21 protein-coding genes are annotated in these 21683 nt (G+C 72.3%); 4 read left to right on the forward strand and 17 right to left on the reverse strand.

Translation table 11 applies throughout. The features are described 5' to 3' along the window. Positions 1-71: 71 nt before the first annotated feature. Complete coding sequence (locus IE142_RS32755) at positions 72-575, forward strand: Lrp/AsnC family transcriptional regulator (RefSeq protein WP_191889113.1); 504 nt, start codon at positions 72-74, stop codon at positions 573-575. 28 nt (positions 576-603) lie between these two features. Here IE142_RS32755 and IE142_RS32760 read toward each other — a convergent pair whose 3' ends face one another. Further along, a complete protein-coding gene (locus IE142_RS32760; RefSeq protein WP_191889096.1) occupies positions 604-1215 on the reverse strand; it encodes a TetR/AcrR family transcriptional regulator in 612 nt (203 codons plus the stop codon). Beyond that, positions 1212-2729 carry a 3-hydroxyacyl-CoA dehydrogenase gene (locus tag IE142_RS32765; protein WP_191889097.1) on the reverse strand — a complete coding sequence of 506 codons (1518 nt, stop codon included), beginning with the start codon at positions 2727-2729 and terminating at the stop codon, positions 1212-1214. The genes IE142_RS32760 and IE142_RS32765 overlap by 4 nt, the downstream gene beginning before the upstream one ends. Positions 2730-2902: 173 nt before the next feature. Between IE142_RS32765 and paaN the strand changes: the two genes are divergently transcribed. Then, positions 2903-4594 carry a phenylacetic acid degradation protein PaaN gene (paaN, locus tag IE142_RS32770; RefSeq protein ID WP_191889098.1) on the forward strand — a complete coding sequence of 564 codons (1692 nt, stop codon included), beginning with the start codon at positions 2903-2905 and terminating at the stop codon, positions 4592-4594. A gap of 29 nt (positions 4595-4623) precedes the next feature. On the opposite strand, the gene IE142_RS32775 is transcribed toward paaN, so the two are convergent. The 6 genes from IE142_RS32775 to IE142_RS32800 all read right to left on the reverse strand — a co-directional run bounded on the left by IE142_RS32775 (position 4624) and on the right by IE142_RS32800 (position 10393). Then, positions 4624-5385, reverse strand: a complete 762-nt coding sequence (locus IE142_RS32775; RefSeq protein WP_191889099.1) for a TrmH family RNA methyltransferase — start codon at positions 5383-5385, stop codon at positions 4624-4626. A 10-nt stretch (positions 5386-5395) separates the two neighbouring features. Then, entirely contained in the window at positions 5396-6679 is a 1284-nt protein-coding gene (locus IE142_RS32780; RefSeq protein WP_229831106.1) for an HTTM domain-containing protein, read from the reverse strand. Continuing rightward, positions 6676-7518 (reverse strand): DUF5819 family protein, encoded by an 843-nt coding sequence (locus IE142_RS32785; protein ID WP_191889100.1) that lies wholly within the window; start codon positions 7516-7518, stop codon positions 6676-6678. The genes IE142_RS32780 and IE142_RS32785 overlap by 4 nt, the downstream gene beginning before the upstream one ends. 162 nt (positions 7519-7680) lie before the next feature. Continuing rightward, on the reverse strand, positions 7681-8010 hold the full coding sequence (locus IE142_RS32790; protein WP_191889114.1) for a rhodanese-like domain-containing protein: 330 nt from the start codon (positions 8008-8010) through the stop codon (positions 7681-7683). 49 nt (positions 8011-8059) lie between these two features. Beyond that, positions 8060-8875: a hypothetical protein gene (locus IE142_RS32795; protein WP_043371360.1), complete on the reverse strand. Its 816-nt coding sequence runs from the start codon at positions 8873-8875 to the stop codon at positions 8060-8062. A gap of 57 nt (positions 8876-8932) precedes the next feature. After that, positions 8933-10393: a DUF2252 domain-containing protein gene (locus IE142_RS32800; RefSeq protein ID WP_191889115.1), complete on the reverse strand. Its 1461-nt coding sequence runs from the start codon at positions 10391-10393 to the stop codon at positions 8933-8935. A 547-nt stretch (positions 10394-10940) separates the two neighbouring features. On the opposite strand from IE142_RS32800, the gene IE142_RS32805 reads away from it, so the two are divergent. Both IE142_RS32805 and IE142_RS32810 read left to right on the forward strand, forming a co-directional pair. After that, positions 10941-11828, forward strand: a complete 888-nt coding sequence (locus IE142_RS32805; RefSeq protein WP_191889101.1) for a dioxygenase family protein — start codon at positions 10941-10943, stop codon at positions 11826-11828. Between the two features lie 214 nt (positions 11829-12042). After that, positions 12043-12993, forward strand: a complete 951-nt coding sequence (locus IE142_RS32810; RefSeq protein WP_191889102.1) for an LLM class flavin-dependent oxidoreductase — start codon at positions 12043-12045, stop codon at positions 12991-12993. 151 nt (positions 12994-13144) lie between these two features. Here IE142_RS32810 and IE142_RS32815 read toward each other — a convergent pair whose 3' ends face one another. From IE142_RS32815 to IE142_RS32855, 9 genes are all read right to left on the reverse strand, one after another. Further along, the gene (locus IE142_RS32815) at positions 13145-14776 is read right to left on the reverse strand and encodes an MDR family MFS transporter (RefSeq protein WP_191889103.1); all 1632 of its coding nucleotides are present in this window, start codon (positions 14774-14776) and stop codon (positions 13145-13147) included. Positions 14777-14860: 84 nt separating this feature from the next. Continuing rightward, positions 14861-15889 carry a methyltransferase gene (locus IE142_RS32820; RefSeq protein WP_191889104.1) on the reverse strand — a complete coding sequence of 343 codons (1029 nt, stop codon included), beginning with the start codon at positions 15887-15889 and terminating at the stop codon, positions 14861-14863. A gap of 299 nt (positions 15890-16188) precedes the next feature. Further along, on the reverse strand, positions 16189-16842 hold the full coding sequence (locus IE142_RS32825) for a response regulator (RefSeq protein ID WP_191889105.1): 654 nt from the start codon (positions 16840-16842) through the stop codon (positions 16189-16191). After that, complete coding sequence (locus IE142_RS32830) at positions 16832-18091, reverse strand: sensor histidine kinase (RefSeq protein WP_191889106.1); 1260 nt, start codon at positions 18089-18091, stop codon at positions 16832-16834. The genes IE142_RS32825 and IE142_RS32830 overlap by 11 nt, the downstream gene beginning before the upstream one ends. Positions 18092-18146: 55 nt before the next feature. Next, positions 18147-18899: an ABC transporter permease gene (locus IE142_RS32835; protein WP_191889107.1), complete on the reverse strand. Its 753-nt coding sequence runs from the start codon at positions 18897-18899 to the stop codon at positions 18147-18149. Between the two features lies 1 nt (position 18900). After that, entirely contained in the window at positions 18901-19869 is a 969-nt protein-coding gene (locus tag IE142_RS32840) for an ABC transporter ATP-binding protein (RefSeq protein WP_191889116.1), read from the reverse strand. A 109-nt stretch (positions 19870-19978) separates the two neighbouring features. Next, complete coding sequence (locus IE142_RS32845) at positions 19979-21127, reverse strand: 3-deoxy-7-phosphoheptulonate synthase (RefSeq protein WP_191889108.1); 1149 nt, start codon at positions 21125-21127, stop codon at positions 19979-19981. Positions 21128-21182: 55 nt separating this feature from the next. Continuing rightward, positions 21183-21389 carry an acyl-CoA carboxylase epsilon subunit gene (locus IE142_RS32850; protein WP_191889109.1) on the reverse strand — a complete coding sequence of 69 codons (207 nt, stop codon included), beginning with the start codon at positions 21387-21389 and terminating at the stop codon, positions 21183-21185. Positions 21390-21400: 11 nt separating this feature from the next. After that, a partial coding sequence (locus IE142_RS32855) for a carboxyl transferase domain-containing protein (protein WP_306432640.1) occupies positions 21401-21683 on the reverse strand: 283 nt, incomplete at its 5' end.

The following is a 21683-nucleotide window of genomic DNA, read 5'->3' on the forward strand; positions in this document are numbered from 1 at the left end:
GGTTCTCCACAGCCTGAGATGGACGCAGTACGTCCATCGTAGGAAGGCGGGGGGACATGGCATCTGAACGAATGGCCGAACGCCCGGACGACGCAGGCGGCCCGGAGGAGCCCGGCACCCCGCCGCCCCCGCGCCCGCTGGACGCCATCGATCACGACATCCTGCGCATGCTCCAGGCGGACGGCCGCGCCTCGATACGCTCGGTCGCCGAACGGGTCCACGTCTCCCGCGCCAACGCCTACGCCCGCATCAACCGGCTCGTCGAGGACGGCGTCATCCGCGGCTTCGGCGCCCGCGTCGACCACGAACGCGCGGGGCACGGCACGTCGGCGTACATCACCCTGAAGATCGTCCAGAACTCCTGGCGCACCGTGCGGGCACAGCTACGACAGCTCCCCGGGGCCTCCCACATCGCCCTGGTGGGCGGCGACTTCGACGTCCTGCTCCTGGTGCACACTCCCGACAACCGGGCCCTGCGGGAACTGGTGCTCACCCGCCTCCAGGCCATCCCGGAGGTGCTCAGCACCCGCACCCTGCTGGTCTTCGAGACCGAGGACCTGGAGCCGCAGGGCTGACCGCACCGGCCACGGACGGGTGACCGCCTCAGGACGCCTTGCGCAGCCCCCCGAACACCAGCCGCGCCACCGCGTCGACCACCTCGCGCTCGCCCGCGCCGCCGCTCCCGCCCCGGCCGTCGGGACCGTCGGGCCGGTACCACTCGACGATGGAGTTGATCATGCCGAAGACCAGGCGGGTCGCCAGCCGCACCTCCACGTCGGATCGCACGTCCCCCTCGGCCGCCGCCGCCTTCAGCAGATCGGCCACGCGGTGGTCGAACTCGCGCCGCCGCTCCAGCGCCCACCGCTCGGTGCCGGTGTTGCCCCGCACGCGCAGCAGCAGCGTCACGTACGGCAGTTCGGCCATCAGCACCTCGACCATGCGCCGCACGACGTACTCCAGCCGCTCGGCGGCGGACCCCACGCGCGCGTGCTCCTCGTCGAGGATGCCGAAGAGCTCGTCCAGGGCCCGGCTCACGGCCCGGCGCAGGAGCTCCTCCTTGCCGGTGACGTGGTGGTAGATCGACGACTTGGAGATGCCGGCCGCCTTGGAGAGGTGCTCCATGGAGGTGCCGTCGTAGCCGCGCTCGATGAAGACCTGCACGGCGACGGTCAGCAGCGTCTCGGGCGTGTAGGTGTCGCGCTTGGCGGTGGTCATGAGGTTCCGCCCTCCTGCTTGTCGGAGGCGTACGCGTGGCGGTAGAGCGCCAGGGAGGGCGCGTACCGGCCCGTCGGCGCGCACTCGTGCAGGTTGTCGAGGAGTTCGCAGGCCCAGTCACCGCCGAGCCTGCGGCTCCACTCCAGCGGGCCGAGCGGGTAGTTGACGCCCAGGCGCATCGCGGTGTCGACGTCCTCCTCGGTGGCCACGCCCTTGGCGACCGCCTCGACGGCGAGATCCATGATCCGCGCGACCGTGCGCGCCACGATCATCCCGGGGACGTCGCCGATGACGCTGACCTTCTTGCCGAGTGCCTGGAACAGGCCGGTGGCCTGGGCGACGGTCTCCGGTGAGGTGGACTGCGCGGCGGACAGGGCGACGCGGGTCGCCGCGCGGTAGTCCAGCGCCAGGTCGAAGTACACGACGTCCCGGAACTCCACGGAGGTCCGGCCGTCGGCGAGCACGAGCTGTCCTCCGCTCGGCAGGACGAAGCGCGTGCCCTCGTCCTCGTCCTCGTGGCGCACCTCGATCCCCGCCTCGCGGACCATCGCGACCAGCTCGGCGGCCGGCCCCAGGCCGCCTTCGACGACGACGTACGGGGGCGTGTCGGCGGGCTCGGCGGTGTGCGGCTCGGGCCGCTGGGCGCCGTCGCGGTAGTCGTACCAGCCCTGCCCGCTCTTGCGGCCGAGCCGGCCGGACTCCACCAGGCGGCGCTGGGCCAGCGACGGCGTGAACCGCACGTCCTGGAAGAACGCCTGCCACACGGAGTGCGTGACGGACTCGTTGACGTCCTGCCCGATGAGGTCGGTCAGCTCGAAGGCGCCCATCCGGAAGCCGCCTGACTCGCGCAGCACGGCGTCGATGGTGGCCGGGTCCGCGCCCTGGTCCTCGTACACCGCGAGGGCCTCGGCGTAGAAGGGGCGGGCGATGCGGTTGACGATGAAGCCGGGGGTGTCGGCGCAGGCGACCGGGGTCTTGCCCCAGGCACGCGCCGTCTCGTACGCGCGCGTGGCCGACGCGACGTCGGTGGCGAACCCGGAGACCACCTCCACCAGCGGCAGCAGCGGCGCGGGGTTGAAGAAGTGCAGGCCGACGAAGCGGCCGGAGTGGCGGAGCGCGCCGCCGATGGCGGTGACGGACAGGGAGGAGGTGTTGGTGGCGAGCAGGCAGTCGTCGCCGACGACGTCCTCGAGCGCGCGGAACAGCTCCTGTTTGACCTCCAGCCGTTCCAGGACCGCCTCGACGACCAGGGCGCAGTCGGCCAGCTCGGCGAGGTCCTCCGCGGGCCGGAGCCGGGCGCGGGCGGCGTCACGTTCGGCGCCGGTGAGGCGTTCCTTCTCGACGAGCCGGTCGAGCCGGGCGCCGATCGCTTCGGCGGCTTCACGGGCCCTCCCGGGAGCGGCGTCGTACAGCTGTACGGGATGGCCCGCGACCAGCGCCACCTGGGCTATGCCCTGACCCATGGTGCCGGTGCCGACGACGGCGACGGGGCTGCTGAGGTCGAGTGCTGTCATGTGCGCGATCCTCCCGCACGGGGTTTTCCACAGATGCGGCGGTCCCCCTTGTCCCGACCGATCGTTCGGTTACTCTAGCCGTGTCCGCCTGTTTCTGCCCAGGTTTCCCCCAGGTCCCGAAGTCGACGCCGGAGCCGGCGGCGCGTTCGGGAGAGACGAGGAGTTGGTCCCGCATGGCCGCCGAACTCACCGCGCACCAGCTGATCGACCGGCACCGGCCGACCCTGGACCAGGCGCTGGAGACGATCCGCACGCGCGCGTACTGGTCCCCCCACCCCGAGCACCCCAAGGCCTACGGGGCGAACGGCAGCCTGGACGCGGCCGCGGGCAAGGCCGCCTTCGACGCCCTGCTCGGCACCCGCCTCGACCTCGGCCAGCCCGGCACCGACGGCTGGGTGGGCGGCGAGGTCTCCCCGTACGGGATCGAGCTGGGCGTGGAGTACCCGCACGTGGACCTCGACGTGCTGCTGCCCGCCATGAAGGCCGGACAGCGGGCCTGGCGGGACGCGGGCGCGGAAGCGCGCGCGATGGTCTGCCTGGAGATCCTGAAGCGGATCGCCGACCGGACGATGGAGTTCGCGCAGGCCGTCATGCACACCTCCGGGCAAGCCTTCATGATGGCCTTCCAGGCGGGCGGCCCGCACGCCCAGGACCGCGGCCTGGAGGCGGTCGCGTACGCGTACGCGGAGCAGTCCCGCACGCCCGACACGGCCGAGTGGACCAAGCCGCAGGGCAAGCGCGACCCGCTGGCGCTGACCAAGCAGTTCACGCCGGTCCCGCGCGGCATCGGCCTGGTCATCGGCTGCAACACCTTCCCGACCTGGAACGGCTACCCGGGCCTGTTCGCCTCCCTCGCCACCGGCAACGCGGTGCTGGTCAAGCCCCACCCCCGCGCGGTGCTGCCGCTCGCGCTCACCGTCCAGGTCGCCCGCGACGTGCTCACCGAGGCCGGCTTCGACCCGAACCTGGTCGCGCTGGCCGCCGAACGCCCCGGCGAGGGCGTCGCCAAGACCCTGGCGACCCGCCCCGAGATCCGGATCATCGACTACACCGGCTCCACCTCCTTCGGCGACTGGCTGGAGGCCAACGCCCGCCAGGCTCAGGTCTTCACCGAGAAGGCCGGCGTCAACACGGTGATCGTGGAGTCGACCGACGACTACAAGGGGATGCTCGCCAACCTGGCCTTCTCGCTGTCCCTCTACAGCGGCCAGATGTGCACCACCCCGCAGAACCTGCTGATCCCCCGCGACGGCATCCGCACCGACCAGGGCGCCAAGTCCTACGACGAGGTGACCGCCGACCTCGCCCGCGCCGTCGACGGCCTCCTCGGCGACGACGCCCGCGCGAACGCGCTGCTGGGCGCCATCGTCAACCCGGACGTCAAGGCCCGCCTGGAGGCCGCCACCGGACTCGGCGAGGTCGCCCTGGCCTCCCGCGAGGTGGCCAACCCGGAGTTCCCGGACGCGGTCGTGCGCACCCCGGTGATCGTCAAGCTGGACGGCGCCAAGCCCGACGACGAGGCCGCCTACACCAGTGAGTGCTTCGGCCCCGTCTCCTTCGCCGTCGCCGTCGACTCCGCCGCCCACGCCGTGGAGCTGCTGCGCCACAGCGTCCGCGAGAAGGGCGCGATGACGGTGGGCGCGTACACGACCGACCCGGAGGTCGAGCGGTCCGTGCGGGAGGCCTGTCTGGAGGAGGCGGCCCAGCTCTCCCTCAACCTCACCGGCGGGGTGTACGTCAACCAGACGGCCGCCTTCTCCGACTTCCACGGATCGGGCGGCAACCCGGCGGCCAACGCGGCCCTGTGCGACGGGGCGTTCGTCGCCAACCGCTTCCGGGTGGTGGAGGTCCGCCGACAGGCCTAGACAGGTTTGGACGATCCGGCAAAACCGGATCAAGGGCCCTGGACCGCGCCCCCGTCGGCGCTCCAGTGGTACAGCGTCATGGCCACACTGGTCGCGAGGTTGTAGCTGGAGACCTGGGGGCGCATCGGCAGCGCCACCAGGTGGTCGGCACGCGCGCGCAGCTCGCTCGACAGCCCGCTGCGCTCGGAGCCGAAGGCGAGCAGCGCGTCGTCCGGCAGCTTCAGCCCGCGGACGTCCTCGCCCTCCGGGTCCAGCGCGAACAGCGGCCCGTCCGGCAGCTCGGCCGCCTCCAGCCGCTCCACGGCGGTCGCGAAGTGCAGCCCCGCCCCGCCGCGCACCACCGTGGGATGCCACGGGTCGAGCGTGCCGGTGGTCACGACGCCGGTCGCGCCGAACCCGGCGGCCAGCCGGATCACCGCCCCCGCGTTGCCCAGGTTGCGCGGCTGGTCGAGGACCACGACGGGCGCCCGGCGCGGCGTGCGCGCCAGCGCCCGCAGACCGTCCTCCCGCGAGGGCCGTACGGCGAGGGCGGCCACCGCGGTGGGGTGCGGGCGCGGCACCAGGGAGACGTACGCCTCTCGCTCCACCTCGGCCAGCAGCGCGTCCATGGCGTCCCGCACGTCGGGCGCCAGCTCGTCGGCGAGGGCCAGCGCCGCCGTGCGGTCGGCGGTGACGGCCACGGGGACCTCCGCACCGAAGCGCAGCGCGTGCTTGAGGGCGTGGAAGCCGTCGAGCAGCACGCACGGGTCGGCGTACCGGCGCCAGGCGACGAGCGGGTCGGGGTCGGTCATGCCCCGAAGCCTACGTGCGTGTGCCCGGGAACCCCTTGGTCACCGGTACCCGCCCCTCCTCGCCGCTCCCGCCGGAGTGGGCACGCGGCCCGGGCACCGCCGCCGTACCCCTGTCACCGCACCCGGACGGCGGCCCGCCCGCCGGCGAGCCCGACAGCCGGCCCGGCAGCCGGTCACGTCCGCGCGCCACCCAGCCGCCCAGACGGCGCAGGAAGGAGGTCGGCAGGAAGACCGCGTCGGCGGCGATCATCGCCAGCGAGAAGAACGGCAGCCCCAGCACCACGGCGATCACCGCGTGCTCGGTCATCATGGCGACCAGCAGCACGTTCTTGACCCGCCGGTTGAACAGCGTGAACGGGAACGCTACCTGCACGGCGACCGTGCCGTAGGTGATGAGCATGACCATCGTGCCGCTGGCGGAGAGCGCGTCGGAGAGCGCGGGCCACGGCGAGAAGTAGTCCAGGTGCAGCGGGTAGAAGACCGCGGTGCCGTCCTGCCAGCGCGAACCCTGGATCTTGTACCAGCCCGCGGTCGCGTAGATCAGACAGGCCTCGGCCATGATCACGACCAAGGCGCCGTTGTGCACGACGTTGGTGACCACGTCCAGCAGGACGCGCGGCTGGCCGCTGCCCGCGCCGCGCCCCACGACCCACCACAGGCCCTGCGCCACCCACGCCGTCCACAGCAGCGTCGGAACGAACCAGTCGCCGTCCATCCCGCCCGCCAGCGTCACCATGAGCAGCAGGAACCCGAACACGCACCACAGCACCGGCCCGACCCGGTCCGCCGGCCGCTCACCGCGCGCGCGTACCTCGTCCGCCCGCCGCGCCCGGCGCGCGTCCAGCGACCAGACCTGGCCGCAGCGGGTGAGGACCAGGTAGATGCTCATCAGGTGCAGGACGTTGTCGCCGCCGTCCCCCATGAAGACGCTGCGGTTCTGCAGGGAGAGCACGCCCACCATGAAGAGGACGGACATCGTCCGGGTGCGCCAGCCCAGCAGGAGCAGCACGCTGCTCAGGACGGCCAGCGCGTAGACGATCTCGAACCAGGCCCGCCCGTCCGACCACATCAGCACCGTGAAGGCGCCGTTGTCCGCGATCAGCTGCTCGGCGAGGTCGTGGCCCCAAGGGCTCTCCGGTCCGTACAGCTCGTGGCGGTGGGGCAGCTCGCGCAGCAGGAACAGCAGCCAGGTGACGCTGAAACCGATACGGACCACGGCCGTCTGGTACGGGCCGAGCGCGGCGCCGGTGACGCGGGCGATGCCGCGGGAGACCGAGAGGGCGATGCGGTTCACGCGGCGCCCTCCTTCTGCGCACCGTCGCCGGACACCGTCCACCAGGGCAGCTCGCGCACGGTCGGCCGGTCGGAGACCTTCTCCCCGCTCCACGGGGGCGGCTCCACGTTGGTGGTCCGGGAACGGTACTGCACCCGCTCGACCAGGCCGCCCGGTCCGGCCGCGTCGTTGCGTTCCAGCCGCAGGACCGCGATGCGCCGCAGATAGGACTCGGAGAGCGTGCCCCGCAGGCCCACCGGGCGGTCTTCGGAATCGTGGGTGGCGACGAAGAAGTCCCAGGCCCGCCGGAGTTCGTTCTGCTGGGTGTGGCTCGGCACCGGGTTGCCGTCGATGGCCCGGCCGTCCTCGGCGGACAGGTCGTACCAGCCGGTCGTGCGTATCTCTCCGTCCGCCGTGCTCACCTCGGCGCGGACCTGGACGGAGATGTTCTGCTGCAAGGGGTTGGGGGCGAAAAGCTTCCAGTTCTGCTCGAACTCCGGGAAGACCCACTCGTCCACCGCGGCGCCGTGCTGTTTGGTGAGGGTGTTCGACGGGGCCAGGTGCAGGAAGACCAGCCCCAGGTGGGCGCAGACGGCGACGGCGACGACCGTGAGGGCGACCACGGCACCGATCTGGTAGCGCGGGGAGAGCGCGGCGACACCGGTTCTGGGCTCCGTGGGGAAACCGGCCGCGGACTCGGCGGCCTCCTCGGACGGCCCGGGAACGGCGCCCGTCCCGCCCGTCCCCTCGTCCGCTCCGACGGACTCACCCGGCCCCCCGGTGTCGCCGCCCGGCCCGGCATGGTGCTCCTGCCCGCCCCGCCCGTGCCGGGCGTCCGAGCCTGTGTCGTACGCGTCCATTCCGCCCCGTTCCTCGTTCCGCCCGCCCCGCCGCGGGGCGTCCGCCCACCACTCGTGCGGCCGCTCGGCGAGTTCGAACGGGAACGGTACTCAGGACCGGCCGCCCGCACAGCCCCCGGCGGACCGACCGCACCGTGGCCGACACCACACCGACGGGACAGGCTAGAGGACGTGCCCCGGCTCACCCTTGCCGTCCACCACCGGGCGCCCGGCCGCGGCCCACACCTGCATGCCGCCGTCGACGTTCACCGCGTCGACGCCCTGCTGGACCAGGTACATGGTGACCTGCGCCGAGCGTCCGCCGGAACGGCAGATCACGTGGACGCGGCCGTCCCGCGGCGCGGCGTCGGTCAGCTCACCGTAGCGGGCCACGAACTCGCTGAGGGGAATGTGCAGCGCCCCGGCGGCGTGACCCGCCTGCCACTCGTCGTCCTCGCGGACGTCCAGCAGGAAGTCGTCGTCCTTGAGGTCCGTGACCTCGACCGTGGGCACACCAGCTCCGAAACTCATGCCCCAGACGCTACCGGAGCCACCGCCCGGCTCAGTCCTGCCCGAGCGCCGCCGCCAGCACCGCCTCGCGCTCCCGCACCTGTGTCGCGAGCTGTTCGGCGATCTCCTCCAGCAACCGGTCGGGATCGTCCGGGGCCAGCCGGAGCATGGCGCCGATCGCGCTCTCCTCCAGCTCCTTGGCGAGCAGCGTGAGCATCTCCTTGCGCCGGTCGAGCCATTCGAGGCGGGCGTACAGCTCCTCGCCCCGGCTCGGGCGCCGCTCGGGCACCGGCCCCGCGGCCCACTCCTCGGCCAGCTCCCGCAGCAGGGCCTCGTCGCCGCGGGCGTAGGCGGCGTTGACCCGGGTGATGAACTCCTCACGCCGGGCGCGCTCGCCCTCCTCCTGCGCCAGGTCGGGGTGGGCCTTGCGGGCCAGCTCCCGGTAGAGGCGGCGGGCCTCCTCGCTCGGCCGCACCCGCTGCGGGGGGCGTACCGCCTGCTCCGTGAGCATCGCCGTGGCCTCCGGGAACAGTCCGTCCCCGTCCATCCAGCCGTTCAGCAGCTCCTCGACCCCGGGGATCGGCATCAGCCGGGCCCGCGCCTCGTCGGCCCGGCGCCGGTCGTCGGCGTCACCGGTGCGGGCCGCCCTGGCCTCCAGGATCTGCGCCTCCAGCTCCTCGAGCCGCGCGTACACCGGGCCCAGCCGCTGTTCGTGCAGGCGAGAGAAGTTCTCGACCTCCACGCGGAAGGTCTCCAGCGCGATCTCGTACTCGATGAGTGCCTGCTCAGCGGCCCGTACGGCCTGTTCCAGCCGTTCCTCGGGACGCGGCGCACCCCCCTGCTCGGGCTCAGCTTCCGGCGTCGTCACCCGTCCAGCCTAGGGCCTGCGGGCGCCGGGGGCCGCCCGCGCACCCCCGGTCCCTCCTCATACCCCCAGTTCCGCCGCGACCCGTCCCGCCCGAACCGCGGCGAGCAGCGCGGCGTGGTCGGCCTCCGTGCGGTCGGCGTAGGCCACGGCGAAGGCGGCCACCGCCTCGTCCAGCTCGCCGCTCTTGCCGCAGTAGCCGGCGATCAGCCGCGGGTCGGCGCTGTGCGCGTGGGCGCGGGCCAGCAGGGCGCCGGTCATCCGGCCGTAGTCGTCCATCTGGTCGGCGGCCAGGGCGGTGGCGTCGACGCTGCCTTTGCGGTTGCGGAACTGCCGCACCTGGTAGGGCCGCCCGTCGACCGTGGTCCAGCCCAGCAGGATGTCGCTGACCACCTGCATCCGCTTCTGCCCCATGACCACCCGACGCCCCTCGTGCCCGACCTCGGGAGTGTCGAACCCGGCGGTCGCCAGGTGCGGCAGCAGCACGGAGGGCCGGGCCTCCTTCACCTGGAGCACGAGCGGTTCGCCTCGGTGGTCCAGCAGCAGCACGACGTACGACCGCGTGCCGACGCTGCCGGTCCCGACGACCCGGAAGGCGACGTCGTGCACCGCGTACCGGGCCAGCAGCGGGAGCCGGTCCTCGGAGAGGGTCGCCAGGTACGGCTCCAGGGCGCCGGCGACGGCGGCGGCCTCCTCGTCCGGCACCCGGCGCAGCACCGGCGGGGCGTCCACGAAGCGCCGCCCGCCGTCCTCGGTGGGCTCGGTCGACCTGGCGGCGAAGCGTCCGCTGGTGTTGGCGCGGGCCTTCTCGGAAACCCGTTCCAGGGTGCCGAGCAGGTCGTGGGCGTCGGTGTGGGAGACCAGTTCCTCGTCCGCGATGGCGTTCCAGGCGTCCAGCGCGGGGAGCCTGGCCAGCAGCCGCATGGTGCGGCGGTAGGCGCCGGCCGCGTCGTGGGCGGCCTCGCGGCAGGTGTCCTCGTCGGCGCCGGCCTCCCGGCTCGCGAGGACGATCGAGGCGGCGAGCCGCTTGAGGTCCCACTCCCAAGGGCCGTGCACCGTCTCGTCGAAGTCGTTCAGGTCGATGACCAGACCGCCGCGGGCGTCGCCGTACAGGCCGAAGTTGGCGGCGTGCGCGTCGCCGCAGATCTGGGCGCCGATCCCGGTCGCCGGGGTGCGGGCCAGGTCGTACGCCATCAGCCCCGCCGACCCGCGCAGGAAGGCGAACGGGGTGGCCGCCATCCGCCCGGCCCGGAGCGGGGCGAGCCCGGGTATCCGGCCCCGGTTGGACTCCTCCACGGCACTCACCACGTCCGGGCGGGCGCCGTCCAGGTCGAGCACCGCGTGCGTGGACCGCGGGACACGCGTGCGCAGCGCCTTGCCCTCCGCCTTCGGCGAACCGCCGACGGGCCACCGCGCGAACCCGGGCACGACCGGCACCCGCACACCGCCTCCGCCTCCTCCCCCGACGCCCGCCGCATCCGCCGTGTCCGCCACCGCACGCGTCCCCGTCACCTCGGCCATCTCGGCCACCCTCCCCGTCCTCGTACCTGAGCCGTACCGCATCCTGAGCCACGCCCGCACCGGAGCCACACCCGAACCCGAGTCACCGTCCGAACCCGTACCACACCCGCCCGAGCCGCAACCGCCCGAGCCGCAACCGCCCCGAATCCGAACCCGAGCCAAACCCGACCCGACCGGCCGACCCTCAGCCCGACGCCCCCGCCCCGGCCTCGTCCACCCGGCGCCGACGCGCCACGACCGTACCCCCGTACGAACCACCCGTACACGCCCCTCCCGCCGCCCGCCCGAACAGCGCCCCGCCACCCGCGACGAGTCGCCCCCGCCGCCCGCATAACGCCGGGCAGAGGGCGAGACAGGAGGTGCCCGGGGCCGGCCGGCGCACCTACGGTTTCCAGCGGGTCCCCACGGAGCGCGCCCGCCGGAGCAACGACAACAGCCTGCCCCGCGCCGGCGGGCACGCGCCCTGTCCGTCCCCGACGACCCGGATGTCGCACGTCCCGTCCGTCTTCCCCAGGGACCGCCCCGACGAGAGGACCGAGGAACCGCCATGACCTCCGCCACCCCCGACGGCCCCGGCACCGCCCCCGCGACCGGTTCCGACCCCGGACACGCCCCCACCGCCGTCCGCCGCGTCAGCCGCAAGACGCTGCTGCGGGCGGCCGTGGCCGCGGGCGCCGCCGTCCCGCTGCCGGCCACGGGCTCGATCGCGCTCGCCCGGGACGCCGCCCGCGCCTCCACCGACCGGACCCTGCCGCCGACCCCCTACTGCGACGACGGCGACGACCCGACGCCCGACCAGACGGAGGGCCCCTACTTCAAACCGAAATCCCCGCTGCGCACGGACCTGGTGACGCCCGGCGCCCCGGGCACCCGGCTGACCGTCAGCGGCTACGTCTTCGGCCGGAACTGCGTCCCGCTGGCCGGCGTGCTCCTGGACTTCTGGCAGGCCGACGACGCCGGCGCCTACGACATGGCCGGGTACCGCTTCCGCGGCCACCAGTTCACCGACGCCACGGGCGCGTTCACCCTGCGCACGATCGTCCCCGGCCTCTACCCGGGCCGCACCCGGCACCTCCACGTCAAGGCGCAGGCGCCCGGCAAGCCCGTGCTGACCACCCAGCTCTACTTCCCCGGCGAACCCCGCAACACCACCGACGCCCTCTTCGACCCCGCGCTCCTGATGAACGTCCGCGACACCGGCGGCGGCAAGGAAGGCACCTTCGACTTCGTCCTGGACGTGGACGGCGACCCGGGCCCGGACCCCACCGACCCGCCCACCGATCCCCCGGGCGGCACCTGGGCGCCCGGCCGCTCCTATGCCGTCGGCGACCGGGTGGCGTACGGCGGGGGCGCCTACCGCTGTCTCCAGGCCCACACCTCGATGGCGGGCTGGGAGCCGCCCGACGTGCCCGCCCTGTGGCGCCGCGAGCCCTGAGGCCTTCCTCGGTGCTCTTGCGGAGCTGCGGTACCTGACCTCATCTGATTGACAGGTTTCAGGCATCAAGGCAAGATCCAGTCCATCAGATGCCCTACCCGAGCCCCAACGCGCGTACGTGGGACCGGACTTCGGGCGAGGCACAAGTCACTTCCGTGGAGTCCCGGCCAGAGCGCATCAGCGGCTGCCCCATCGAGATTCGAGGAGACCACCTGTGACTCGAACGACCTCAAGGGCGGTACGCATCGCGTTCGTGCTCTCAGAGCTGCATGCCGTGCTCGACCGGAACGATCTCGCCCGCACCGTCGAAGTGGCCCGCATGGCGGAGGACAACGGGATCGACGACGTGGTCGTCGGTGAGCACATCGTCATGGGGCCGGACGCGGCTCGCGACGGCCTTCCGAAGAAGACGCGTGGATTCCTGTCGCCGTGGCGGCAGAGCCCGGACCATCCGCATCTCGAGGGCCCGACGGCCCTGGCGGCGATCGCCGGGGCCACGAGCCGGGTACGCCTCGTGTCCGCTGCCCTTCTCGGCGCCCTGCGCCATCCCGTCGTGATGGCCAAGCAGTTGGCGACGCTCGACGTGCTGAGCGGGGGCCGGCTGGTGATCATGCCGTCGGTGAGCTGGCACCCCCGGGAGTACGAGGCGTGCGGTGTGCCGTTCTCGTCCCGCGGCAGGATCCTCGACGACGCCATCGGCGCCTGGCAGGCCCTGTGGGGCGAGCAGCCCGCCCGCTTCGAGTCCGGCTCGTTCTCGTTCGAGGACGTGTGGTGCCAACCGTCACCGACCCGTCCGGGAGGTCCCGCGATGTGGTTCGGCGGCAGCAGCCTGCACAAGCGCAACATCGAGCGGATCGTGCGCCACGGGTCGGGGTACTACCCCGCTCACTTCGTGAGCGGCGAGGACTGGGCCCGGCTCGACGCGGCCCTCGCCGCGGCCGGCCGCAGCCGTGACGAACTGGAGCTGGTCACCAGCATCCTCCCGTCGCTTCCGGCCGGCGGCGGACCCGCGAAACTCGCCGACTCGGTGGAGTTCCTGGAGTTCCAGATCGCCCAGGGTTTCACGACGTTCGTGGTGAACCCCGGCCAGTTCGTCGAGAAGGTCGAGGAGATCCCCGCGTTCGCCCGGCAGTTGCGCCAGCTGGTCGGCCGGTCCGCCTCCTGACCCGGGCCGGCCTCCTACGGCAGCGGTCCGGCACGGCAGAAGTCCTCCATCTGTCGAACGGTGGCGGACGGAGACCGCGTCGAAGCCCCGGCCCATCCCTCCGACGGGGGAATCGGAAGGCCGATGGGCCGGGGCGGTTCGTGGCGGCCGCTCAGGCCGAAACCTCCGGCTCCAGGTCGGGCCGGTCGCGGTGGGCGGGAGGCCGGTCGTCGCCCATCGGCGGCGGGCCGTCGGGGACACCGCCGGCGGGAGCCCCGGGCATGCTCGCGATCGGCTTCTCGGGGAGCAGGAAAGCGAAGGCCAGCGCGACGGCGAGCAACGGGACCACGTACCAGAAGACCGGGGTCAGGGCGCGCTGGTAGGCGACGACCACCGCGTCCTGCACCCCGTCCGGCAGGGAACGCACCAGGGCCGGAGTGATCGCGTCGGTGTCGCCGACGATCTGTGCGGCCTCGGTGGGGACACGGTCGGCGAGCTGGCCGGCGAGACGGTGGGTGAAGAGCGCGCCGACGACCGCGGTGCCGAGAGTGGCGCCGATCTCGCGGAAGAAGCCGTTGGCGGAGGTGGCGGTGCCGAGGTCCTGCGGAGGGAAGTCGTTCTGGATCGCGAGGACCAGCACCTGCATCATCAGGCCGACGCCGACCCCGAGCAGCAGGAGATGACCACAGACCACGACGAGCGGGGTGCCGGTGTCGAGGGTGGACATCAGCAGCGCGGCCACGGCGACGACGAACGTGCCGACGAGGGGATAGACCTTGTAACGGCCGGTCTTGCTGAGCCGCTGACCGGACACGACGGCACCGGCGGTGATGCCGATGACCATGGGCAGCAGCATCAGACCGGACGCGGTGGCGCTCATGCCGTACACCATCTGCAGGTAGGTCGGCAGGTAGCCGACGACGGCGAACATGCCGATCCCGATCACGATCATGCCGATGAGCGTGGAGTAGTTGAAGACGCGGCTGCGGAACAGCCGCAGCGGGATCACGGGCTCCTCGGCTCGGCGCTGGGACAGGAAGAACACTGTCCACGCCGCGAGGCCGCCGACGGCCAGGGCGAGGATCCGCGCGTCGGACCACGGGTAACGTGTTCCGCCCCAGGTCGCGACCAGCACCGTGCAGGTGACGGCGGCGGCCATCAGCGCGATCCCCGGGAAGTCGACGACGACCCTGCCGGGGCGGCGCGGCAGCCGCAGTACGGCGCAGGCCGCGAGGACGAACAGGCCCAGCGGCATGTTGAGCCAGAAGGCCCAGCGCCAGCCGATGCCGTCGGTCAGCCAGCCGCCGAGGAGCGGCCCGGCGACCGAGGCGAGGCTGAAGACAGCACCGAGCGGTGCCATGTACTTCGCGCGGTCACGGGGCGGCACCAGGTCGGCGATCACGGCCTGCGAAGTGATCATCAGACCGCCGCCGCCGAGACCCTGCACCACCCGGCCGACGATCAGCACGGTCATGTTCTGGGCCAGACCTGCCACGACGGATCCGACCAGGAACGCCGTGATTCCGGTGAGGAGGACGGTTTTGCGGCCGATCAGGTCGCCCAGACGCCCGTAGACGGGCATCACGATGGTCGCGGCCAGGATGTAGGCGGTCGTGACCCAGGCCAGGTGCTGGACGCCGTGCAGCTCTCCGACAATGGTCGGCAGCGCGGTCGCGACGATCATCTGGTCCAGGGAGGCCAGCAGCATCGCGGTCATCAGGCCGCAGTACACCAGCCCGAAACGCGGCGGAAGCCCGGACGGGGGCCCCTCCTTCGGGGCGGTCTCGGGAACGGGCTCGGTCATTCACAGCTCCAAGTCGTCGAAGGAGGTGACGCCGGGTACGGGGCCCGGCCGCCGGTGGCGGGGCCCCGTGACGCGCACGGCTCGTCACACGGCGGCCGGACCTGCCTCGATCAGGAAGATCTCGCCCGGCAGCGGGAGCTGCCGGAGCGTCGGAGCGGTGAAGCCGGCCTTCTCGCACAGCACACGGAAGTCGTCCGCGGTGCGCTCCAGTCCGCCGTGGTTCACCAGCATGTTGAGGTCACTGAGGTAGGCGCCGCGCTGCTTCGGGTCGACACGGGCCGGCAGTACGCTCTCGACGATCAGCAGCCTGCCGTCCTCGGCCATGGCCTGGCGTACGTTGCGCAGAATGGTGATGGCCTGCTCGTCGTTCCAGTCGTGCAGCACGGCCTTGAGCATGTACAGGTCGCCGCCTTCGGGTACGGAGGCGAAGAAGTCCCCGGAGGACGCGGTGAACCGGTCCTCGACGCCCGCCTGCCGCATCACCTCCGCGGCCCGGGCGGCCCCCTGGTCGGTGTCCAGAAGCACGCCCCGGAGCTGGGGGTTGTTCCGCAGCAGACCTGCCAGCACCGTCCCGTCTCCACCGCCTACGTCGACGACGGTGGCGAAGCGGCCGAAGTCGTAGTGCTGAGGCAGGACCTGTGCCGCCATGTGCGAGCCCTCGCTCATGGCCGCGTTGAAGTCGGCAGCGGACTCCGGGTGCTCCTGCAGGTACTCGAAGAAGGACTTGCCGAAGTAGTCGGGGAAGGCGGCCTCACCGGTCCGAACCGAGTCGGCCAGTCCCTCCCAGCTGCGCACCGTCACGCTGTCGGTGAACAGCCGTACCACCGAGGCCACCGAGCCCGGACGGCCGCTGTGCAGCAGGCTCCCCGCCGACGTGGTGCGAAAGGCCCCGGAGTCGGTTTCCTCCAGCAGGGACAACGCGGCCAGGGCGCGCAGCAGTCGCAACGTGGCCCCCGGGTGCGTACCGAGGGACGCCGCGACCTCGGCCGCAGTCGCCTCGCCCTCGCCGATGGCCTCGACGACACCGAGCCGGACCGCCGCACCCAGCGTGTGCGCGGTCGGCACGCCGAAGAAGCTGCGGACGACATGCTTGATGTCCTCCGGGTCAGGCATGCCGGGCGGGCCCATCGGCGGCTGCGGTATTCCGGATTCAGTATTCACTGACGCTCCCCTCGTAGCGAGCACCTTGGTGCCGCGTCGTTGTCAGGTGACTTCGTAAGGCGGCCGCAATGCGACCCCCCGATGCCGCAAACCTATGGCATTCCAACTACCGCCACAACAGCCTCAGTTGATTAATTGATCTGTTTTTCCGCCGCATCCGAAAAACGTTTCGCAGGCATGCCGAATATCCGAGCGTCACGCACGGAATTGGTAATTCCTTAAGTTGTCGAAGGGAGAATCCAGGGCGTCGATCAGCTGAGAATGCCGCGTTCGTAGCCCTCGGCCACGGCCGCGGCCCGGTCCTTGACACCCAGCTTCGTGTACAGGTGGTTGAGATGGGTCTTGACGGTCGCCTCACTGATGAACAGGGATTTGGCGATCTCCTTGTTGGTGGTGCCCTTCGCGACGAGTGCGAGGACCTCGCGCTCGCGGGCGCTGAGCGGCGGTGCGGCCGCGGCGTGCGGTTCGGGCTTCCTGACCCGCGAGACCAGGCGGGAAGCGACGGCCGGTGACAGCACCGTGCGTCCCTCCGCCGCCGCCCGCACCGCGTTGAACAGCTCCTCGCGCGGAGCGTCCTTGAGCAGGTATCCGGTGGCGCCGGCCTCGATCGCCGGAATGACGTCGGAATCGGTGTCGTACGTGGTCAGGACCAGCACCCGACTGCGCAGCCCGAGCCGTGCCAGCTCGGCGATGGCCGCCACGCCGCTGCCGCCCGGCATCCGCAGGTCCATCAGCACCACGTCGGGGTCGAGACGCCCGGCGAGCGCCACCCCCTGCGGGCCGTCGGACGCGTCGCCCAGTACCTCGAAGTCCGGCGAGGTGGCGAACATGCCGCGCAGACCGTCCCGCACCACCGGGTGGTCGTCGACCAGCAGCAGGGTGATGGGGCGGGGGTCACGAGTCATCGCGCACCAACGGTACCCGCGCCGACACCGCCGTACCGCCGCCGGGCTCGGTCTCGATCTCCACGGTGCCCGCCACACGCGCGGCGCGCAGGAGCATGCCGTCCAGGCCGAAGCCGCCGCTCGTGGAGCGGGGCGGCCGGCTGCCGGGATCGAAGCCGCAGCCGTCGTCGCGGACGTCCAGGGTGACCTCGTCGTCCAGGTAGGAAAGGGTCACGGCGACACGGTCGGCGTCGGCGTGTTTCGCCGCGTTGCCCAGCGCCTCCTCGGTGATGCGGAGCAAGGTTGCCTCGATCTCCTTGTGCAGTGGTTCGACGGTCCCGGTGACGACGAGTTCCAGGCGGGCCCCCGACAGGGCCTGCCGGCGGTCCACGACCTCCTTGAGCGCCTCGGGCAGCCTGCGCTGCTCGAGCGGCCCGGGGGTCAGATTGTGTACGGACCGCCGTGCCTCGCCGAGGCTGTGCCGCGCCAGTCCGGCCGCCCGCTCGACGTGGGTCCGCGCGATGGACTCGTCGGTGCTGTCGGCGGCTGCCTGAAGCTGGGTGATGATGCCGGCGAGTCCTTGGGCCAGGGTGTCGTGGATCTCGGCCGCCAGCCGTCGGCGCTCGTGAGTGACGCCGGCCTCCCGCGCCTGCACGAGCAGTTGGGCCTGCAGTGTGGCGTTCTCGGCCAGCGCCTGTTCCAACCGGGAGTTGCTCAGCTCGAGCGCCTCGATGGTGGCCTTCTGCTGCCGATGCCGCTCCGCCTCTTGGTCGCTGAGCCGGTCGAGGACCAGGGCGAGCGTGGTGTGCAGCGCGAACAGCGCGAGGAAGACGGTCAGCTGCAGGGTGCTGCCGGGTGCCGGGCCGTCGGGCACGGTGGACTGGGACGCGGCGAGCGTCGCCGCGATCGCGAGCAGGCCCCAGCGCCGCTGTCGGCGGGGCAACTGCCTGCCCGCGTCGAAGTAGCCCATCACCGCGTAGATCGAGAAGAACGGGTTGAGCCAGCTCAGCGCGGTGGCCAGTACCGTGCGCACGACGAAGTAGACGACCCGGCGTGGGTCCAGCTCGGGCAGCCGCCGCAGCGCGCCGTCCCAGGCCAGTTGCCAGCCAAGGGCGACCGCGGTGAGCACGGCGGCCGTGTACGTCTCCGCCGCGCTCATCAGCACCTGGGACGTGGCGAACGCGACGAAGGCTCCGATGCCGAGGAGAGCGTACGGGCCCCAGCGCAGGAAGCCCTGCCAGCCCGGCCCTGTCTGCGGTGCTCCCGTCATGCGCTCAGCTTTCCCCTGGTTCCCGGTTTCGCGTCGATGCTCGCACTCCCCGCCGCTATTCCCAGCGGAACCAGCGGGCCGCCGTAGCCATCAGCACGACGCCCCACAGGCCGAGCGCGGCCAGGTGGTCCCAGGCCGGCCAGCTGCCGGTGGCGGCCTGGCTCAGGGCCTGGGCGGTGGCACCGAACGGAGTGAGTTCCACGATCTGCCGAAGGGTCTCGGGCAGGACCTGGACCGGGACGTAGATGCCGGCCGCGAACATCGCGGGGAAGAAGACCGACATACCGATGGCCGTGGCCGCCTTCGCCGTCCGGGCGACCGAGGTGATCACCGCGCCCATCGCGAGCGACGCAACCGCCGCGAGCGCCAGCGTCACCGCGTAGGCGAGCCAGTTCTGCGGCAGGGCGACGTCGTAGACCAGGTTGCCCAGGACCAGGACGAGCAGCGCGGCGAGCAGGGCGGCCGCCAGGTGCAGCACCATCTGGGCCACCAGCAGGTCGGCCGGGCGGGCCGGGGTGGTGCGCATCCGGCGCAGGATGCCGCGCTCGCGGTATCCGGTCAGGGCGGCCGGCATGGCCTGCAGGCTCGCCGTGATCAGCGCGACCATCACAGTGCTCGGGACGTACACGTCGATGGCCCGCAGACCGCCGAGGGCGGCGTCGGGCTCGCGGTAGCCGGGGATCAGGCCGAAGGCGATGAGCAGCAGGGGCGGGAAGACCAGCACCCAGAAGAGAGTGCCGGGCTCCCGGGTGAACAGTCGGGTCTCGGTCTTCAGCACCGCACCGGACGCGGGGGTGAAAACGGGCATCTCAGTGTCCTCCTCGGACAGCGTCGGCGTCGGCGGACTCGGCGGTGACGGCACGCCCGGCGGACGCCTCCGCCTCCCTGGCGGTCAGTCCCAGGAAGGCGTCGTCCAACGTGGCGTCCACCACCCGCAGTTCCGCGGCAGTGACGCCGTTGCGGGCCAGCATGGTGATCACGGCGTTGACGGTGTCGTCGGTGCCGTTGATGACCAGCCGAGAGCCCTGCCGGTTCACGGACACTGCGCCGGGCAGCGCGTCCAGCTCGGCGTCGGGCAGTGGCCGCGAAGGGCGGAAGGAGATCGTCGTCGGGCTGTCCGACCGGCTGACCAGCCCCGCGGGGGAGTCCAGCGCCACCAGCTTGCCGCGGTCGATCACCGCGACCCGGTCGCACAGGTGCTCGGCCTCCTCCATGAAGTGGGTGACCAGCAGGATGGTGACGCCCGAGTCCCGTACGCCCTCGATCAGCTTCCAGGTGTCACGGCGGGCCCGCGGGTCGAGCGCCGTGGTCAACTCGTCGAACACGACGATCCGCGGGCGTCCCACCAGGGCGAGGGCGATGAACAGCCGCTGCTTCCAGCCACCGGACAGCTTTCCGAACGGCCTGTCCAGCATGGTGTCGAGGCCGAGCCGTTCGGCGATCGGCCGCCAGTCCGCCGGCTCGGGATAGAACGTCCGGTACAGCTCCAGCGCCTCGCTCACGGTGAGCTTCGCCTGCAGCTCGCTCTCCTGGAGCTGCACGCCGAGGATCCGGGTCAGCTCACGGCGCTGGCGCACCGGATCGAGCCCGGCGACCCGGATGGTCCCGGCATCGGGTACGCGCAACCCCTCGACGCACTCGACGGCGGTGGTCTTCCCCGCCCCGTTGGGGCCGAGGATCCCGAAGATCTCGCCCTCCTCCACGGTGAAATCCACGCCGTCCACGACGGCCCTGCCTCCGTAGGACTTTCGCAGTCCTTTGACCTCGACGATCGCCATGGTCACCAGCTTCCCGTCCACGGCGGACCGCCGCCATCGGCCATCACGCCCCTCTTGACATCCACCGATCGGTTGATGCGGACGCCGTCCGGCGGCCCCTGCCTCCGGCTCACCGGCCCGCCTCCCGGTACACGTCGGCCAGTCCGAAGGCGAGGTCGATCGCCTCCGGGCCGGTCAGCAGGGCACCGCCGCCGCTCTCCTCGCCGGCGACGTCGACGCGCACACCGCCAGGATGGGTGCCGAGGGCCCGGTGAACCTCGACGAAACCGCGGACCTCGCCCAGCACCGCCGCCACCAAGGCGGACCTGTCGCCGATGGGCACGAGGGCCGGCTGGGGATCGCTGATCCAGCAGACCCGGGCCCCCTCGGCGAGCGTCTTCTCCACCAGCGGCGGCAGCACGTCACGCACCTGGTCGGCGCCGACGCCGACCGCGAAGGTCAGCCGCCCCGGCTCGCGTTCGGGATCGAGCCGGTCCAGATGACCCAGCACGGTGTCCACGGCCGTGTCCCGCCCGATCCGGACCACGACGGCGTTACTCACGCCCGCGAGGTAGTCGGCGTGCGGGCCGTCCGGCGGCCTGTCGGCATCGGTCCACAGCAGATGTCCGCTCGACGCGCAGGAGCCACCGCCCCGGGCGCTGTCGCGGGTCAGGGCCGCCTCGTAGTCCAGCAGCACCGCGTCATGGCTGACATAGGTCTCCATGTCGTCGTGCGAGCGCATGCCCATGGACCGCAGAAACGACACGGCCCGGTCCATCTCCTCGGCCAGCGGCCGGTGCCGGTGCGCGTCCGGGGTCTGCTCCAGGTGTCTCATGTTCCAGGCGTGTGCCTGGAACATGTCGGCGTATCTGCCGTCGGTGAAGGCGCGCACCAGGTTGAGGACGGCCGACGACGTCCGATACGTCCGCAGCAGGTGGTCAGCGTCGGGCGGGGGCGGTGCCGCGGTGTCGGGCAGGAGCGGCGGGCCCGCCGCCCGGCCGACCTTGACCACGGGCAGGGCCGCAGCGTACGCGAGGAGGACGGCCATCTGCAGGAGGGTGCCGAGCATGCCGCGCACGGCTTCCGCCCGGACGCTGCCAAGGGCCTGCGTGGCGCCGCCGCCCTGGAGCAGCAGGGCCTCGCCCCGTGCGACGGCGGCCAGCCGGTGCCGCAACCGGTCGCACTCGGGCGCGAAGACGAGTGGCGGCGCCTGGTGCAGCTGTTCCAGTGTGGGATCGAGCGGCACCGGGGCGGGCCGTTCGGCGGGCTGAGGTGTCATGTCGTGGTCCCCGATTCGACCGCGTGCAGCGGGTGAGTACGGATGTCGGCCGGGATCAGCCGGAGGAACGCCAGCTGTGGGGCGAGGGGAAGTGCCTGTACCGCTCCGGACGCCGCCACAGGGTGCGGGTGGTGCCGGTCCCGGCCGCGGATTCGGCCGCGGGACGGGCGCCGGCCCGGGCGAGAAGGAGCACGGTGAGGGCGGCGAGCTCGTGGGGCTCCGCGTGGCCCCTCACGATGCGCACAAGGTTGTCGTCGCTCATGAATGCCTCCGTCACTGGGGCGGGTTGCCGTGCTTGCGGGACGGCAGGTCGGCGTGCTTGGTCTGGAGCATCGCCAGGGAACGGATCAGTACCTCGCGGGTCTCCGCCGGGTCGATCACGTCGTCGACCAGGCCGCGCTCCGCCGCGTAGTACGGATGCATCAGCTCGGCCTTGTACTCCTTGACCATCCGGGCCCGCATGACGGCCGGGTCGTCCGCCTCGGCGATCTGCCGGCGGAAGATGACGTTGGCCGCCCCCTCCGCGCCCATCACGGCGATCTCGTTGGTCGGCCAG

The sequence above is a fragment of the Streptomyces mutabilis genome (assembly GCF_014649815.1).
Taxonomy (GTDB): Bacteria; Actinomycetota; Actinomycetes; order Streptomycetales; family Streptomycetaceae; genus Streptomyces; species Streptomyces mutabilis.

Excerpts from the sequence above, each read along its gene's own strand:
- IE142_RS32840 (WP_191889116.1), bottom strand. The coding sequence starts at position 19,869 with ATGGCGATCGTCGAGGTCAAAGGACTGCGAAAGTCCTACGGAGGCAGG.
- IE142_RS32760 (WP_191889096.1), bottom strand. The coding sequence starts at position 1,215 with ATGACCACCGCCAAGCGCGACACCTACACGCCCGAGACGCTGCTGACC.
- IE142_RS32805 (WP_191889101.1), top strand. The coding sequence starts at position 10,941 with ATGACCTCCGCCACCCCCGACGGCCCCGGCACCGCCCCCGCGACCGGT.
- IE142_RS32850 (WP_191889109.1), bottom strand. The coding sequence starts at position 21,389 with ATGAGCGACGACAACCTTGTGCGCATCGTGAGGGGCCACGCGGAGCCC.
- IE142_RS32755 (WP_191889113.1), top strand. The coding sequence starts at position 72 with ATGGCCGAACGCCCGGACGACGCAGGCGGCCCGGAGGAGCCCGGCACC.
- IE142_RS32800 (WP_191889115.1), bottom strand. The coding sequence starts at position 10,393 with ATGGCCGAGGTGACGGGGACGCGTGCGGTGGCGGACACGGCGGATGCG.
- IE142_RS32825 (WP_191889105.1), bottom strand. The coding sequence starts at position 16,842 with ATGACTCGTGACCCCCGCCCCATCACCCTGCTGCTGGTCGACGACCAC.
- IE142_RS32830 (WP_191889106.1), bottom strand. The coding sequence starts at position 18,091 with ATGACGGGAGCACCGCAGACAGGGCCGGGCTGGCAGGGCTTCCTGCGC.
- IE142_RS32765 (WP_191889097.1), bottom strand. The coding sequence starts at position 2,729 with ATGACAGCACTCGACCTCAGCAGCCCCGTCGCCGTCGTCGGCACCGGC.
- paaN (WP_191889098.1), top strand. The coding sequence starts at position 2,903 with ATGGCCGCCGAACTCACCGCGCACCAGCTGATCGACCGGCACCGGCCG.
- IE142_RS32775 (WP_191889099.1), bottom strand. The coding sequence starts at position 5,385 with ATGACCGACCCCGACCCGCTCGTCGCCTGGCGCCGGTACGCCGACCCG.
- IE142_RS32785 (WP_191889100.1), bottom strand. The coding sequence starts at position 7,518 with ATGGACGCGTACGACACAGGCTCGGACGCCCGGCACGGGCGGGGCGGG.
- IE142_RS32835 (WP_191889107.1), bottom strand. The coding sequence starts at position 18,899 with ATGCCCGTTTTCACCCCCGCGTCCGGTGCGGTGCTGAAGACCGAGACC.
- IE142_RS32815 (WP_191889103.1), bottom strand. The coding sequence starts at position 14,776 with ATGACCGAGCCCGTTCCCGAGACCGCCCCGAAGGAGGGGCCCCCGTCC.
- IE142_RS32820 (WP_191889104.1), bottom strand. The coding sequence starts at position 15,889 with ATGCCTGACCCGGAGGACATCAAGCATGTCGTCCGCAGCTTCTTCGGC.
- IE142_RS32845 (WP_191889108.1), bottom strand. The coding sequence starts at position 21,127 with ATGACACCTCAGCCCGCCGAACGGCCCGCCCCGGTGCCGCTCGATCCC.